Source organism: Mucilaginibacter sp., from assembly GCF_041663085.1.
Classification (GTDB): Bacteria; Bacteroidota; Bacteroidia; order Sphingobacteriales; family Sphingobacteriaceae; genus Mucilaginibacter.
On record NZ_JBAZRC010000001.1, the window covers coordinates 86,819 to 101,484 of the forward strand.

Sequence of the window (14,666 nt, forward strand, 5' to 3'; positions counted from 1 at the left end):
TATTAGCTTAATTAATACCATAAACTTGTTCAGAGACAGCCAGCTGCGCCTGTTCCTGTTCACGCCTGACAGCCAGTATTTTCACCTGCGCGGAAAAGCCGGAAGTGAATTTATAATTTGCCTGCATCGCAGCGTGGACCTTGGTGATCAGGGTTAACCGCTCCGCATCACTCATTTCTACCTTATTGTCACTGATGACATTTTGCAGGGTGTTTAACTGTTGATCACAGTCCGCCAATACAGCCGCACAAACTTTTGACAAGTAGTTTTTTTCGGCTGATGTCATCCCGCTGGATTGTTTGATCTCCTGTGTTCGCTCCAGGATGTCTTGTTGCCAGGACATGATCGCTTTGACCATCGGGTCATTTTTCACCACTGGGTCGGCAGTTTTCAAGCGTTTATAATAAGTCGTGTGTAAACTGTTCTCTGATTGGAGGTAACCGGAAATATTGCCCAACCCATTGGAAGCGATGCTGTAACCTTTTTTGAGATAGCCGGAATAAACCTGCAAAGCGGCGATCTGTTGTAACAGGTACTTTTTCTGCGTTTTCTTTTGAGAAAACCACTCCGCAAACGTCTGGGCATTTGCCTTGGCTGCCATTCCCGTACTGATTGCCGTAATGAGCGAAAACACCAACAACGATCTGGCACGCTGCCGGATACCGGCAGACCGCGCTTTTATCTCTTTAATTGATTCCATAAAGTGCCTGGGTTGTTTTGGTGTCGCCTAATTCTTTACTGCGTTGCAGGCTCAAAACCTGGTTTTGCATGTTAAAACGTCGCAAGTCGTCGTAGTTTTCATCCAGGTGATTACCGGCGCGATTAACCAGTTCCAACCGCTGCTCATCGCTCATTTGGGTTTTTCCCGGGTTAACCACCAGGAGGATTTGATCAAGATTGTCAACGCTTGCTGAAAGTATCCCGGAATAAACACTTTGCATAGCTGACAATTCCGCAGCGTTGAAATGCTGATCTCGTTTGAGCATTCCCCAGGCTCGGTTATATTCAGCAACCAGCGCAATCTGTTTCACTGTCAGGTCTTTGATCCGTTGATAATAAGTGATCGTTGCCTTCACTTTCCACAGCTCATCATAATAACCACTATACAATTGCCGCTGCTGGCTGGTCCAGTTCGAGATCTCGGTAAGCCTTAAGCGCGAAAGCTGATTTTCCAATACTTTCTGTGCGTTTTGCAGCCAGATCGTTTGGTTCTGCATGCGCTGCACTTTTAGGTCGATCGCTTTGATCACTTTGGTCACGGTCAGCTTAATGACCTCGCTAACGACAAATTGTGCATTAGCCTTTTCGGCATTGAACGAGACCAGCACGATAGCCAGGCTCACCGGTAATGTTACTTTTAAAATTTTCATAGCACCTCCCTTTCCGCTGTTCAGCAGATCGAATTTTAATGATGATTTGTTATCGTTTCTTACTTGATCTTTCGGTAAGTGGCACCGAACGATAGTGTGCCTGCAGCTTGATTAATGTAAATTTGTTTGCCAATTTCCGTTTCCTGCAGTGCTTGTTTTTCTTCGTTAAATGTCGCGATCCAGTGCTGTTGCTTATATTCTTTAGGTAAGATTTTCCCCTCGCGAATGCGATGGAAGCCGTCTCTGCGTTCCACCAGAAAAGTTTTAGTTTCTATATTATAAGCCTCAATAATAATGGTATCCGTTGCAGTGCTGTAGTCATTTTTAAAACTCATTACATAAACACCGGCGATAGAATTTTCTCCTCTGTTATTGCAGGCTACAGCCAGCAATAAGTAGGAAATTAAAATGATGAATTTTAACGGTTTCATATCCTTTTATTAGTTAATGTTTGTTTGATTTTCCTGGACCAGGGCTGCAATCCCTTTTTCGATACTGCCATGTTGCAGTGCATATTCCTGCACTTTGACCCGCTCTTTACCCTCGGTCGTATAAGCATAGTATTCTTCGGGACACAGTTCATTCTTGACCACTTTCATTACCTGTCCTCCCAGCTCGATATAGATCTCCCTGTTATCCTTATTGACCGACAAGGCTTGCTGTTTACCCTTGTCAGACATGCCAAGCGTATCCTGGAGTTTATCGAACTTGTTCATGAACTTTCGCATATCCATCATTATCCGGATATCGGAATTATTAATGATGGCATCCTTGATGATCGGCGAACTGATCAGGTCATCCAGTTCCTGGGTAGCTACATTAGGTACGCCATTGAATTTACGCATGGTTTTGAAGGCATATTGGATAAACCCGGCCATACCTGAATTCGCTATAGCTTTCCAGGCTTCGTCAATAGTGAGGACTTTTCGGATGCCTTTTAATTTCCGCATCTTGGAAAGGAACATTTCCATCACCAGCAAGGTGGCAACTGGAAAGAGAATGGGATGGTCTTTAATAGAATCCAGTTCTATGACCACGAACCGCTGATCCAGCAGGTTCAGGTTTTCAGTGGCATTGAGCAGGTAATCAAATTCCCCGCCATTATAATATGGCCTGAGCACGTACAGAAAATTGTCGATGTCAAAGTCTTTATCCTTTACACGTTGCTCCCTTAGGATCTGAACATAGTGGTTTTGCAGGTAGTCATAAAAGGAATTAAAGCCCGGGAATACTGTTTTATTGTTGGCCAAATGTTCATAATAGCCCTGTAAGGCGTTGGATAGCGCCACGTACTCGCTTCGCATAAAACTTTCATTCTCCTGTTTCCAAAGTGTAACAAGTAATGCCTTCAGGCTTTCTTTCTTCTCGGTATCCAGAAACTGGCCTTCCGGTAAATAAAATGGATTGAACCGGATCGGGTTGCTTTCCTCATAGGTGAAGTAATAGCCGCCCACCAGGTCGCATAAGCCTTTATAACTACCTCCGATATCAACCGTTACGCAATGCGCGCCCTGGTCATAGAGTGAGCGCAAAATATGGTTAACCGTCATAGACTTACCGCCACCGGAAGTTCCGCAAACCAGCATACCCATATTGGAAGTGATACCTTTGTTACGCGGTGCGTCAAACAGATCGATATAAAAAGGCTTGCCGGTCAGGCGGTCACAAAAACGAATGCCTGTTGCCGGTGGGTCGCTCCTGTAATTACCCTCCAGGTTTAAAAAGCAGGTGGCCTGTTCCAAAAAAGTGTCGAAGGTATCGTTTACCGGAAAATCCGCAGCGTTGCCGGGAATACCGGCCCACCAGATCTGCGCGGCACCGTCAGATTCTTGTTTGCTGCTTGCGCCAATTTGTGCCATGGCTGAACCAACCATATTTTTAATATCCTGCATACTATCAGGTTGATCGGTCCAGGCCAATACATTAAAATGCGCTTTGACCGGTAAACGCTGCTGGCTGATTGCTTCGTTTAAAAAGTCATTGGTTGCATCCCTGCCGATCGCGTTTTCCCTGCTGTACGCCGATAATGACTGAAGCCGCAATTTTTTGGCTTCCAGTTCTTTGATGGTTTTCCCGGTATCTCCAATAAAGAGATATTGATTGTAAATATGGTTACAGTTCAGCAATAAGTTGAGTTGCGCGGCAAATCCTAGAGGGAATTTTGTTTTATCAGTGCAGTATTTATCGTATGTGATCCGGCTGCCACACAAGGCTGGAAGGTCCTCAGCATCACCAAGCGTGAATAACTGCGCATGCTGGTCACCGATCTGGAGCCGGTCCTTTAAATGAATATCCTTTAGCATCGGTAGTTCGTCCTTTCTTTGCAGGAAACAATATTGTTCCAGTAAACCTGCGGATAACTTTGTTCCGCTTAACTCATCGTCACCAAGCCTTCTGACTTTCACAAACCCACTGTCGCATAGAATGTGCTCAAACTGGCCCGTTTTTTCCAGAAATTCTGGTAAGGCCCTGGCATCCGTCGTTTGTTTAGGGCTGACGTTTTTGCGCATGATGCCGGAGAACCCGCTGTTGGCTTGTTTTCGGTCATCAGCTTTTTTTGTGAGCATCAAATAGCAGGTGTGATCAAGAAAGGCCCGCCCTTTAAAGTGGCGGTCTGCCGACGTGGTTAAAAAATTCTCCGGTAAGCCCTGGGCCCCCGCATAACTGTTACGCATAAAAATATCCTGCTTATGGACGATGCTATGCTTTGGCAATACTTTTACCGCTCTGATCCACGACTGGTGATACGTTTCGTAATCTTCATCTGAGAGCGTAAATATTTCCGGTAAGGCGACTTCGTAGGCCACCGTCAGATCTCCCTGTACAGAAACCATACAATCGTGCTCCACTTTATAGATCGGGAAAATTTTTTCTGCTTTTGAGAATGCTGACATAACTATTTCTTTAATCGGGTAAATAATTTACGTGAGTTGAACTTCAGGTAACCCGGAAGATATCGTTTAGCCGAACGTTTCATCAGTCCGTACTGTCCGTACTTATGGCTAAGTTTAAAGACTTGATAAAAAAGTCCGGTACCTAAAACTGATATAGTGAGAATGCACAAATAAACAGGTAGCCCACATATATAGATGCTTGCGAACAAGACGAGCAGGCCAACCAACCCACCAGCCAGATAGCCGATGTATTGTGCTTTTAATCCTTTAAACTCTATGGGCTTATTAATCCCTTTATTGATTTGATAAACTGGCATATAAAATAATTTAAACCCCGAAAAATGATTTTAAAACGGTAGCAACAACTACCAGGAAAATGCAGCTGCCAAACCAGCTTGAAGCGACCTTGCCGGTATCATGTTCGCCATCGTTCCATTTTTTGTAAACCTTTATGGCACCCACAAGGCCGATGATCGCGCCGATGGCGTACATCAGGTTGGTACCGGTATCGAAATAGCTCTTTACCTGGGAAGTTGCCTGGTTTATTCCGGCGTTGCCGTCCTGGGCGAAGGCGGCCTGCCCGGCCACAATAATTAATCCGATAAGCGTAGACACCCACCTGGATGCCCTTTGTAAGGTCTCCTTAACCTTAAGTGTGTTCTTTTTCATGCTGGTTGATTTTCGTGTGCTTCGTTAGTCCAAAGTGATTGGAGTTCAATTAATGTCAGGGAAAAGGGAAACTGGTCAGCACCTTCGATGATCAGGTAATCGTTTACCTGTTCTTCGTAGGCCGTTCCTGCCAATGAGTAATATTTCTGGATGATCAGCCGGAAAAGCATTTCAAAGTTTTCCTTTGTTTCGCTGGATTCGTTAATTACACGGATGAGCGTTTTAACCTCAGAGAGCATCTCTGAAAATTCACCCAGCAGGTGGATATCCTGCTCATTTTTTACCGGCGTTGGAATGACCGGTGTTTCCGTTTCGTCCGGCGGCCCGAATGACAGATCCTCCTGTGCCACAAAATCCACCTCCTCCGGTTTTATGGCACCGGCAACGCTGTAACCGGGAATTTGAAAATCCCCGTCGGAAAACTTGCTTACGGCCGGCTTCCTGCCTGTCAGGCGATAGATAATGCCATGCAATTCTGTCTTGTAAAAGGTCAATCCTACATATGCGTAATAGACAATTGCTATTAAAAATATAGCTGACCCATAAGTGAACCATGAAATTTGATGTAGCATAATACTTAGTTTATCCGCCCGTTTAATTACTGACGGTGACAGGACAAAATTCTGAATATGGACTGCCGAAACCCTCCGAGTTTGTCCGACTCGGATTGCAAGTTTTTTGGGGTTAAATAAAAAAAGCGGCAATTAGCCGCTTTTTGAACCTTTTACCTAAGCTTTTTTTGCAGGCGCAGCAAAAAGGCGCTTTTCATTTCATCGATATAAACCGTCGGACTGGGCCGGCCGCATAGCCAATCATAGGTGTCGTAGAAGTTCCCCAGGGATATGTTAAAGGACTTCTCGATAAACTTGACGATGCTCTTGAGATTCTTTTTTCCGAATGCTTCCGTAGCATGCCAGCAATAGATCAGTTCGATCAGGGCGCATTTCGTTTGTTTCCAGTCAAAATCCCTGAATTCAGAATCTAGTTGCATGATGGCATCTTTCTGGCCGATCTTCTGGATAGCCTGCTCCAGATGTTCCTGCATCAGTTCGCTGGCCAGCACCTGGGCGAGTTTGTGATCGTGGGTAGTGCTGAACGTAGGATCGAAATCTATGACGCATTGATCCGGATCGAGATGTACATCATAGTTTCCACGCACAAAATAATATTCATCGAGGTAGGTAGCCTGTGTTCGTACATACTGATAAAAAGAAAGGTTGCTCTCGAAGAAATGGTAAAGGATCTTGATCTCATTGGCAAAGTAGTCGGATACCACCTTGCCGTCACCAATAGGTTTCCGTATTTCGATATTCAGCAGGGACTGATAGAAGATCAGCTGCGATTTGAACTTTGGTTTGATGTGTTTGAAAAAGACGATCTCTTCAGCCGGCGTACCGGGGTCGTTCAATTTGCAATAGTCTTTTAATTTACGGAGGTATTTTAAACATACGTGGATTGACCGTTCCAGCCTTTTGATCACCTGATCCTCCTCGAGCACCAATTCATTAAGATCCCTGTTTAGGTCTGCGTATAGCCGCTCACTAAATTTAGTTATCATCGTTTTAGCCTTTTAGTTTTCGGCTTTGCCACCCGTTAGCCGAAACAGGTGTCTCAAACAAAGCCTCGTGTGTATCATTTTTCCATAGTTGTTTTTTGGTTAAGGGAAATAAGTCTTATTAAGATAGCTGAGCATTTTTTGCAGGAAATCACGAACAACCGCAGCGGCAGATTGGTCAAGATTGTAAAAGGCCCGGCCAAAGCTTTTATGCGATATATGCGGCTGCTTCTTCGTGGTGAAATGTTCCGTGAAGAAACGGATGATCATGGCAACATTCTCGACCGGAAAACATCCGGTTTTGTAAAATATCCGGATAAACAAAGCAAATTGAGGTACCGATAGGTTAAGCGGTAACTGAAAGCCAGACTTCCCTTTTTTTATTTGATCGGATGAACCGGCTTGTTCCTGAAGCCACGGAATGATCAGCAGATCAATTGAAAGCAATTCGGTTTGCAGCGCCTTTTCAGGGTTTACAAAAACCCCGGTTAGCGATTTGAGCTGTTCATCGACCAGATCATACTGTTGGTTTTTCGCACCGGCCTGGCTGATTTGTAGTGAAATGTAACGCTGGTACCAATAAAAAAAATGCAACGTATTCAGATTTTGCTGATAAAGCGCATGAACAAGACTTGCAGTGGTCGTATTTGTACCACACAACAAGAGCTGGTGGGTCATACGAAGCAAATTGACCGACTGGTCTGCCTGCCGGTACGATATCCCTGAAACGAAACCCTCTGCTGCTACTTCATGAACTGAAGTGAGGACGACTTCAATCAATGAATGATCCACCGATGGATTTTGATAGGCAATAAGTTCATGCTCAAATGAAGCGAACCTCAAAAATAAAAGGGTGCAATGGTAAATGCTTGCCTTATGGTCAATATCGAAATATTGATAAAAACGATGACGAAGAAATTCAAGTACCTGCTCCAGGTTAGCAGTTAGTTGCCTATAGGCGTTTTTCATTATTTCAACTTCCTCCTCCGAAAAGCCGGAGGCCGGGATTTGCCTGCTGACCTCATCGGCAAGCTGGATGATACCGGCCTGGTGATATTGTACATACCGTTTGATGACCTGCTCTTTCGCATTGCTTAACAACTCATGCGTCCATTTTTTCTTCAGGTCATCGCAAAGCTTTTGGACATAAGTAACCTGTTCAGCTATCCTTTTTTGAAAGCTGATATCGTTCGCGGTGCTCGTTTCATTTATAATTGCACCGACCGAATTTTCGAGTTCATTAATTTCGGATCTAAGCAAAATGCAAACAACTTGGTTAACATATAGTTAATGTATAATTATCGACCCAGACTACATGAGCGAGGTTTTTGAGGACAAACGGCAAATAATTTTCTATGCAGTTAACTTTTGACCAGCCTGATGCGTATTAACAGTTGTTAATGTAATAATGGTAATGTTGGTTGGATCGGTTCCCGTTTCTGTGTCACCAAAGACTGTTCTGATCGTCGGCGATTTGAAATCACAGATCGTACTGATCTCTCGGGTCAGTTTTTTTGACTTATTATTTTTCATGGCGTTAAGTTTTGACTCAAAACTATCCAGTCATGAAATCTCGCTGAAGTTTGTTACGCTGAGAGGGTTTTGCTATATGTAGAAAATTATCAATGGTATTATAATGACATAAATAAAGTTAGTAATGACGAGAAAGCCTATCCTTATTCGCCATCTTATTTTTTGGTTAATATTTATTAGCTACGAGCTGACATTTATTCATTTTACCGTAGGTGCAATGGGGCGGCTGACGAACTTTCTTGTTTTCTATCCGCTTAACATAGTGCTGTTTTATTTAAATGCACACCTTATACTAGATTTTGCATTTTTTAGAACGTCAAAACCCTACCTCATTTCTATCACCCTAACCTTCATTGAACTAACCGCATACTTAATTATCAAATTTTCACTTGACTGTCTGATTGCCAGCCCTGAGCATCCCATCGTTAAACATATCAAGCTTACTGAGGTCTATGCCGTAACAAATATTTGGAGAGGGTTTTATTTTATTGGCTTGAGTATCGCGTATTGGTCCATGCTCTATATGATTCGGTTTAGAGAACGTAATCACCAGATGGAAACTGAGCAATTAAAATCAATCGCCAAAACTTTAGAGCTCGAAAATAAGTTCATTTCCGTTGAGAACGCTTATCTCCAAAACCAGATCAGCCCGCACTTATTATTTAACTCCTTGAATTTTATTTACAATGAGGTTTATAAAGAATCTGCCGATGCCGGAAACAGTGTTTCCCGTTTGGCTGACCTAATGCGCTATTCCCTGGTCAGCGCTGATGATAACCGCACTGTTTTGCTAAGTCAGGAAGTGGGGCAGATAGAAAACTTGGTTGAACTATGCCGCATGCGGTTTCGGGAACATTTTCATCTCCGTTTTAGGAAAAAAGGTAAGCTTTCCACCGTCCAAATTTTACCGCTCATTTTGATCACGCTTGTGGAGAACATGATGAAACACGGCGACCTGGGTGATAAAAAGTATCCGGCTGGCATACTGCTTGAACTGAAGGAAAACCATTTGCATTTTGAGACCCGCAATAAAAAGCGGAATACGAACCTTTATCCGAATACAGGACTCGGCCTTAAGAACATTGAAAAACGGCTTAGCAACTATTACCACCAGAACTACCGTTTGCTGACCACGAATGAAACTGATTTTTTTATTGTAAACCTAACCATTGAACTATGAACATCAGCTGCTATGTAATAGATGATGAAGCAGGAGCAATTACGCTGCTGAAAGAATACATTGAGCGAACACCCGGTCTGGAATTGCGGGGTTCTTCCCTCGACCCGGTGGTTGCGCTGGATGAGCTGACTAGTGCAAACGCACCCGATATTACGTTTGTTGATGTCGACATGCGCCTGCTTTCCGGCATGGAACTGGCCGGTATGGTCAATCTTTATACAACGGTCGTTTTTACCACTGCCTTCCCGCAATACGCGCTGGAGGCTTTTGAAAGAGAAGCGTTCGACTATTTATTGAAGCCAATTACCTATGAACGGTTCGCCAAATGCATCCATCATGCGAAACGGAAAATGAAATTGACGGCTAAAAACGCTTACCCCATCAGGGAAGACTTTTTCACCATCAAAAGCGAGGTAAAGGGCCGGATGGTCAAAATCAAATTTGATGAAGTGATCTATATTGAAGGTGCGATCAATTATATCCAGATCCACACTGTTGACGGTAAGCACATGACTTACTTGACCATGAAGGAGATCGAACGCCATTTGCCTAAACCCCTGTTTGCCCGCATTCACCGCTCTTTTATGATTAACGTTAACTTTGTAAAAGTTATTGAACGCGCCCAGGTCAGAATGCAAAATGGAGAAGCGCTGGTTATGGGTGATTATTACAAACAACGGTTTCTCGACCTGATGGACGAGCATCTTGTTAAAACTGATCGTTAGTTGGTTTTATCGGTTCGTTTGTTACGCCCCTTAACAGACAGCAGGTATTTATGCAGCAGGTAATAACAAATCATTTCCTGTTTACGGGATTCATCCGTGAAAATGCGGTTTAGATGCATATGGATAATGCTGCGGAGGTAGCCTGCATCCTGGGCACCTGCCAATTGCGCCCGTATGGGTTCCATGCTCTTTATGAAATCCCTGCCAGCTCTCAATGAGCCGCTGTGTAAGGCAGGATCGGCAAGCCCAAAAGCATTGATGATTTCAGGTGTTAACTCGCGGTACTTTTTATCCAGTTCCACCTTGATCGGTCGGTCTGTGAACTCTGGCCGGAATTGCTGGAAACTGTTTAAAGTAAAACTGATTTGCTCATCAAGTCCGGGAATGAACACATTGATCATCACTTGAGTGGAGTAAAGCGCAAACATATGCGTACTGGTCGCCGGCTTTGTTTTTACCTGCTGAAGAAAATGCATGACCAGTTCACTGCTGGCCCAAAAAAAGCGTTCGGTATTTTCTATGCCTCCGGCGGCATATCGTTCCAATTCCCGGGTATAGACATCGATCTGGTACTCCCGGATCACATGCTGTTGAATACGGTCTTCCAGCCTGCTCTTAAACGCCAGCAGGACTTCGCTGATCGATACAGTATTAACCTTTAGCCGCAAACGTATATGCGGGGCGTGGTCTTCATAACGGATAAAGAACCATTGCCTGATCTTGTCGTTGTTATATCGTTTAACAATCAAAGGACGCAATCGCAGCAATAAGCGGTTAATGCCGATCTTCGGCGCATATATTTTAAGGTAAAGCCATTCCGAGCCGGGGATATATTTACGCCGGGCATTTGCAGTGGTTATTTTTCGGTCCGGGATTGCGGGAAGGTTGAGCGGACCGGCCGGTAGCAGGAACGCATTATATTGCCTGACTTCTTTCTGATCCAAAAATTCTTTCAGGACCACGTATTTCTTTTGCCGGATACAATTGCAGAAGAATAAAACATCCTCTTCACGATCTCTATCAAAAACCAGCTCCTGGTCTCCTTCTGCAAGGGAGAAATAACGGGCTAAACGGATCTCGTGGCTTAACTTTTTGAAAACTGCTATATTATTATCCTGGTCATAACCTTTGAGTAGGGCGAGCTGTGTATCTTGAATGATCCAGGTGGCAGGTGACAAGATGCTACTCTTATATTCTACCCGGGGGTAAAAATGCAGGTTCGGGAAAAATTGAGACAGGTCCAGTCCGAGGGCAGAGTGAAAGTGCTGATACGGAAGGTCGGCTAAAAAGCGGAACAGCGGCAGCTTATTCAGGCTATGGTTATAAGCAGTGGTTAGTCGCGGTATTACGATCTTTTGGTGCTTTTCCGAAAAGAGAATTACCGTGTTGTTGACCATGCGGATATAAAGATCAGAAAGCTGGATTTGCTGCTCTTCGGGCAAGGTCGAGACCGCCGTGATCGGCAATTCATAAGCATAAACGTGTGCCCTGCGGTTGATATTATCGGTATGCGGATCGGAAAGATGAAGCAACTCTGCGAAGATGATGTTTGGGTTTTGAGCCGCTAAGTTTTGCGCCATCGATTGCGCCGCCGCCGCTATTTTTTCATCCGCCACCGTAAACCGTCCCATTAGTGCCGGAGCATTAACGCCTCCAACGTTTTCTATCAATAGTTTATCGTTCGAAATACGGAATAGTACCGACATGCCAAGCATTTGCCGTGGGGCGGCAATGGTTTTCAGTCGTTCAAGATCTGTATCATTGAGCCGGATCACCGGGTCTGCCAGGTTGATGCTCAGCCAGCTTTCCATTAATAGACTGTGTACCGTTGACCAGTTGCCTTCTGCCGGTAACTTGTTCCTATAAGGAATATGCAGTGTTTCAAGCAACGGGTTATTCCTTTCTGATTCCGGTTGCTGGTAGCCGACGCCTGCCTCCGGATCAAGCGCCAGCAAAAGCGGTACGGCCTGGCCCTCGAAATGCTGCTGATAGTTATGCATGAATTGCGTGAGGGCCGGCACTTCGCCCTTTGGGCAAAGTAATTCCAGTGCAGCTATCCCGTCGCAAAGCGATGCCTGGTGCCGGGTATCAAGAGTAATGCCCGGAGCTTTGTTCATTAAAATCACATTCAACTTATCAGTAGCGGTTTCCCATCCGGTCATTATACCGGTTAGGTCCTGCTCCAGCTTTTCCACGGCAGCCGGGTTAAGATCTATAATCTGATTTTGACGTGCCTTTACAGTCCTTATTTTAGCTTTCATTGGGCCATCGTTCATTTTTGCCGCCAAACGCATCAGATATTCAGGGCCAGTGATCGATGGGCGAAGCCGGTTAACGAGGAGTTGAGAATCAATAAGAAAATCAGCGTACTCTTCAGCCTCTTCCTTTGTACATTGCGCAGCACGCATGATAGCATCGGAGATCTCCGGGCGGGAACATCCATCTCGACAATCGGTAACCAGCTCTTTAAGTAGCCTGGAGAACGCGATGGACTGCAGCTGGTAGTCCCGTTTTTTACCATTTTCATCAAGGCCGGTCCGGAAAAACCGGTATTCATTCATTACCCGGTATATCGAAGGATTGCTCTCAAAGACAGATGCAGGCTGTAATTCATTGTCCAATAAACCCTTGCTTAACAGCGTTTGAAATGCCATGGAAGGGGTAACGTAAGCCTGCAATTGTCTAGAAATAGGTTGGGTCGAAGTTTGAGCTGACCATTCGGCGAGCGATACTGAAGCAAACAGGCCGAAAGGTGTCGGCCGAAAACAATAGCGGTTGATGTATTTTTGTAAGCTGTTGGCTTCCTTTTCAGATAGCCTGGCGATCTGGAAGGCCCTTCTTTCTAATGAAGCGTAAAATGAAGGGCTCGCTAACCTGATTGCTGCCAGGAAAAAGGGATCGCTTAAAAAATGTTTCTGACTTGCAGCGTAACCAGGTGGGCTATTCACCGGCATCCTTAAAAGCACATGTTCTGAGAAAAGATATTTCATGATCAGCCAGGCTAAATCTTTAGTTTTACCGGGCGCAAATCAGCACCTAACTCGATATTTGATTTACCATTATCTGCCTCTGATAGAGACGTTTCCTGATCACGACATTTCATCTGCCCGGTTTTCCCATGCTTGAACCTCACGCAATATATCGCCAAAGGCTGTTCACTTTACCTCAGTTATATCACTCCTTCACTGCAGATGTTGCTTCTGTTACTTGCTTCGCTAACGCTAAAAGCGCCGCTGCATTAATCAAGCCCTCATTTTTCGCGATCAGTTCTCCTTCGGCGTTGATAAAGTATAACGTTGGGTATCCTTTCAGGCTATACCTGGCCGCAAAAGGAATGCCTTCGCCCTTCTCGGCGTCAAGAGAGACATTAATAAAATTGTTATTGAAATAGGCCGCAAGTTCCGGGTCTTTGAACGTTGTTTTTCGCAACTGTTTGCAGGGAACGCACCAGACGGTAAAGGCATCCACAAAAATGATCTTCTGTTGGGCTTTTGCCTGTTGCATAGCCACAGATAGGGAGTTCTCCAAAAAACGAATATCCGCCTTTTTCTTGCCGGCATCCTGTCCGTTACTTACCAGCGGGATATTAATCAGCAGAAAACCCATGAAGATGAATAAATTACGCAGCCTGATTGTATATTTAGGCATGCATTGTCCAATTTGTACTTTTATCATTTTTTTTAATTTATGTCCGGATGGTGAAGTCCGTTAATTAGGTTATTCGTTATTCATCTCAAGTGAGCGACGTACCGGTTCTAATGTTTATCGAGCTTTTTTTCAATACGCTGCTGTAGTTCTTTTTTGAATTTGTCGTCAAGCTTGATGTGCTCATTGGGCTCCGGCTCATGAAACAGATCATGTACCATTTTATTGATGACTAGACTCTGTTGTTCAAAAATCCGGCACACGGAGCAACCCGCCAGGTGTATCTTCAACTCCAGTTTTTCACGCATACTTATGGTGCCGATCTGCTTTTTTTCAATCAGAAACGTCGCTTTCTTGCAGTTATAGGCAATTTTCTTCAATTCACTATCTTCCATCTTCTTCTAATTTAAATCCAGTTTTTTTGCAGGCACGCGCGTAAGTTTAACTTAGCCCTGTGAATGATCACCCAATAATTGGACGAGGTAACTTTAAGTTCTGAGCATATCACTTCTGTCGTCTCCTCATCCATGTGCTTCATGGTAAAAACAGACAGCCACAGTGCGGGCAGCTTTTGCATACATTCTTTAAGAATGTGATTAAACTCCTTACCCAAAAGAGGGTTGTCGGCTTCTAAACCAAAGGCCTGCGGGCGGTGTTGTGCCTTCCAGTGCCCATCGTCCACTTCAAAAAAGTCATCCAAATCCTGGGCTTGTATCCGGGCTTCCTGCCTTTTCAAGAGCCCCGATGATTTTTTACGGTAGACGTCGATGATCTTATTTTTTAAGATCGCGGTTAGCCAAGTGCTTTCCGAACTTCTTCCCTCAAATTTTTCTGCTTTCTCCAACGCCGCTAAAAACGTTTCCTGCACCAGGTCACGGGCGAGTTCCTCATCATTGATTCTGGATAATGTGTAGCCGTACAAATAGTCGGCGTATTTATTTACCCATTGCGAAGGGTCGCAGGTATGTACTTTTATAGCGGTTATCTGACCTTTTTCGATCTGCATCTTAATTTTAAGATTAATCCATAAATAGAATTGTTTCACCAGGCGCTTGCTGATGTGCTATTTGTTTGTGATTGGTCGTAGAACCCACC

The 14,666-nt window shown here is 44.4% G+C and carries 16 protein-coding genes; 2 read left to right on the forward strand and 14 right to left on the reverse strand.

Annotated elements, in window-relative coordinates; all coding sequences use genetic code 11:
• Positions 1-7 precede the first annotated feature (7 nt).
• From WC615_RS00345 to WC615_RS00390, 10 genes are all read right to left on the reverse strand, one after another.
• Positions 8-700 (reverse strand): hypothetical protein, encoded by a 693-nt coding sequence (locus WC615_RS00345; RefSeq protein WP_372976150.1) that lies wholly within the window; start codon positions 698-700, stop codon positions 8-10.
• On the reverse strand, positions 687-1,370 hold the full coding sequence (locus WC615_RS00350; RefSeq protein WP_372976151.1) for a conjugal transfer protein TraI: 684 nt from the start codon (positions 1,368-1,370) through the stop codon (positions 687-689). The genes WC615_RS00345 and WC615_RS00350 overlap by 14 nt, the downstream gene beginning before the upstream one ends.
• 59 nt (positions 1,371-1,429) lie before the next feature.
• The gene (locus WC615_RS00355; RefSeq protein ID WP_372976152.1) at positions 1,430-1,801 is read right to left on the reverse strand and encodes a hypothetical protein; all 372 of its coding nucleotides are present in this window, start codon (positions 1,799-1,801) and stop codon (positions 1,430-1,432) included.
• A 9-nt stretch (positions 1,802-1,810) separates the two neighbouring features.
• Positions 1,811-4,264 carry a TraG family conjugative transposon ATPase gene (locus WC615_RS00360; RefSeq protein WP_372976153.1) on the reverse strand — a complete coding sequence of 818 codons (2,454 nt, stop codon included), beginning with the start codon at positions 4,262-4,264 and terminating at the stop codon, positions 1,811-1,813.
• A 2-nt stretch (positions 4,265-4,266) separates the two neighbouring features.
• Positions 4,267-4,581 (reverse strand): DUF4133 domain-containing protein, encoded by a 315-nt coding sequence (locus WC615_RS00365; protein ID WP_372976154.1) that lies wholly within the window; start codon positions 4,579-4,581, stop codon positions 4,267-4,269.
• Positions 4,582-4,591: 10 nt separating this feature from the next.
• Positions 4,592-4,933 (reverse strand): DUF4134 domain-containing protein, encoded by a 342-nt coding sequence (locus WC615_RS00370; RefSeq protein ID WP_372976155.1) that lies wholly within the window; start codon positions 4,931-4,933, stop codon positions 4,592-4,594.
• Entirely contained in the window at positions 4,930-5,505 is a 576-nt protein-coding gene (locus WC615_RS00375; protein WP_372976156.1) for a hypothetical protein, read from the reverse strand. Before WC615_RS00375 ends, WC615_RS00370 begins: the two co-directional genes overlap by 4 nt.
• A 152-nt stretch (positions 5,506-5,657) precedes the next feature.
• Positions 5,658-6,341, reverse strand: coding sequence for an RteC domain-containing protein (locus WC615_RS00380; RefSeq protein ID WP_372976157.1), 684 nt, complete (start codon positions 6,339-6,341; stop codon positions 5,658-5,660).
• A gap of 249 nt (positions 6,342-6,590) precedes the next feature.
• Positions 6,591-7,748, reverse strand: a complete 1,158-nt coding sequence (locus WC615_RS00385) for a hypothetical protein (RefSeq protein ID WP_372976158.1) — start codon at positions 7,746-7,748, stop codon at positions 6,591-6,593.
• A gap of 93 nt (positions 7,749-7,841) precedes the next feature.
• The gene (locus WC615_RS00390) at positions 7,842-8,021 is read right to left on the reverse strand and encodes a hypothetical protein (RefSeq protein WP_372976159.1); all 180 of its coding nucleotides are present in this window, start codon (positions 8,019-8,021) and stop codon (positions 7,842-7,844) included.
• Between the two features lie 124 nt (positions 8,022-8,145).
• Between WC615_RS00390 and WC615_RS00395 the strand changes: the two genes are divergently transcribed.
• Both WC615_RS00395 and WC615_RS00400 read left to right on the forward strand, forming a co-directional pair.
• Positions 8,146-9,201, forward strand: coding sequence for a sensor histidine kinase (locus WC615_RS00395; RefSeq protein ID WP_372976160.1), 1,056 nt, complete (start codon positions 8,146-8,148; stop codon positions 9,199-9,201).
• The gene (locus WC615_RS00400) at positions 9,198-9,926 is read left to right on the forward strand and encodes a LytR/AlgR family response regulator transcription factor (protein ID WP_372976161.1); all 729 of its coding nucleotides are present in this window, start codon (positions 9,198-9,200) and stop codon (positions 9,924-9,926) included. The genes WC615_RS00395 and WC615_RS00400 overlap by 4 nt, the downstream gene beginning before the upstream one ends.
• Here WC615_RS00400 and WC615_RS00405 read toward each other — a convergent pair.
• The 4 genes from WC615_RS00405 to WC615_RS00420 all read right to left on the reverse strand — a co-directional run bounded on the left by WC615_RS00405 (position 9,923) and on the right by WC615_RS00420 (position 14,577).
• Entirely contained in the window at positions 9,923-12,916 is a 2,994-nt protein-coding gene (locus tag WC615_RS00405) for a lantibiotic dehydratase (RefSeq protein ID WP_372976162.1), read from the reverse strand. The genes WC615_RS00400 and WC615_RS00405 overlap by 4 nt on opposite strands.
• 184 nt (positions 12,917-13,100) lie before the next feature.
• Positions 13,101-13,601 carry a thioredoxin family protein gene (locus tag WC615_RS00410; RefSeq protein WP_372976163.1) on the reverse strand — a complete coding sequence of 167 codons (501 nt, stop codon included), beginning with the start codon at positions 13,599-13,601 and terminating at the stop codon, positions 13,101-13,103.
• Positions 13,602-13,681: 80 nt separating this feature from the next.
• Positions 13,682-13,966, reverse strand: a complete 285-nt coding sequence (locus tag WC615_RS00415; RefSeq protein ID WP_372976164.1) for a hypothetical protein — start codon at positions 13,964-13,966, stop codon at positions 13,682-13,684.
• An 11-nt stretch (positions 13,967-13,977) separates the two neighbouring features.
• Positions 13,978-14,577: a sigma-70 family RNA polymerase sigma factor gene (locus WC615_RS00420; protein ID WP_372976165.1), complete on the reverse strand. Its 600-nt coding sequence runs from the start codon at positions 14,575-14,577 to the stop codon at positions 13,978-13,980.
• Positions 14,578-14,666 lie beyond the last annotated feature (89 nt).

What these genes read in the sequence shown, in the direction of transcription:
- WC615_RS00345 (WP_372976150.1), bottom strand. Translation starts at nt 700, where the DNA reads ATGGAATCAATTAAAGAGATAAAAGCGCGGTCTGCCGGTATCCGGCAG.
- WC615_RS00350 (WP_372976151.1), bottom strand. Translation starts at nt 1,370, where the DNA reads ATGAAAATTTTAAAAGTAACATTACCGGTGAGCCTGGCTATCGTGCTG.
- WC615_RS00355 (WP_372976152.1), bottom strand. Translation starts at nt 1,801, where the DNA reads ATGAAACCGTTAAAATTCATCATTTTAATTTCCTACTTATTGCTGGCT.
- WC615_RS00360 (WP_372976153.1), bottom strand. Translation starts at nt 4,264, where the DNA reads ATGTCAGCATTCTCAAAAGCAGAAAAAATTTTCCCGATCTATAAAGTG.
- WC615_RS00365 (WP_372976154.1), bottom strand. Translation starts at nt 4,581, where the DNA reads ATGCCAGTTTATCAAATCAATAAAGGGATTAATAAGCCCATAGAGTTT.
- WC615_RS00370 (WP_372976155.1), bottom strand. Translation starts at nt 4,933, where the DNA reads ATGAAAAAGAACACACTTAAGGTTAAGGAGACCTTACAAAGGGCATCC.
- WC615_RS00375 (WP_372976156.1), bottom strand. Translation starts at nt 5,505, where the DNA reads ATGCTACATCAAATTTCATGGTTCACTTATGGGTCAGCTATATTTTTA.
- WC615_RS00390 (WP_372976159.1), bottom strand. Translation starts at nt 8,021, where the DNA reads ATGAAAAATAATAAGTCAAAAAAACTGACCCGAGAGATCAGTACGATC.
- WC615_RS00395 (WP_372976160.1), top strand. Translation starts at nt 8,146, where the DNA reads ATGACGAGAAAGCCTATCCTTATTCGCCATCTTATTTTTTGGTTAATA.
- WC615_RS00400 (WP_372976161.1), top strand. Translation starts at nt 9,198, where the DNA reads ATGAACATCAGCTGCTATGTAATAGATGATGAAGCAGGAGCAATTACG.
- WC615_RS00405 (WP_372976162.1), bottom strand. Translation starts at nt 12,916, where the DNA reads ATGAAATATCTTTTCTCAGAACATGTGCTTTTAAGGATGCCGGTGAAT.
- WC615_RS00410 (WP_372976163.1), bottom strand. Translation starts at nt 13,601, where the DNA reads ATGATAAAAGTACAAATTGGACAATGCATGCCTAAATATACAATCAGG.
- WC615_RS00415 (WP_372976164.1), bottom strand. Translation starts at nt 13,966, where the DNA reads ATGGAAGATAGTGAATTGAAGAAAATTGCCTATAACTGCAAGAAAGCG.
- WC615_RS00420 (WP_372976165.1), bottom strand. Translation starts at nt 14,577, where the DNA reads ATGCAGATCGAAAAAGGTCAGATAACCGCTATAAAAGTACATACCTGC.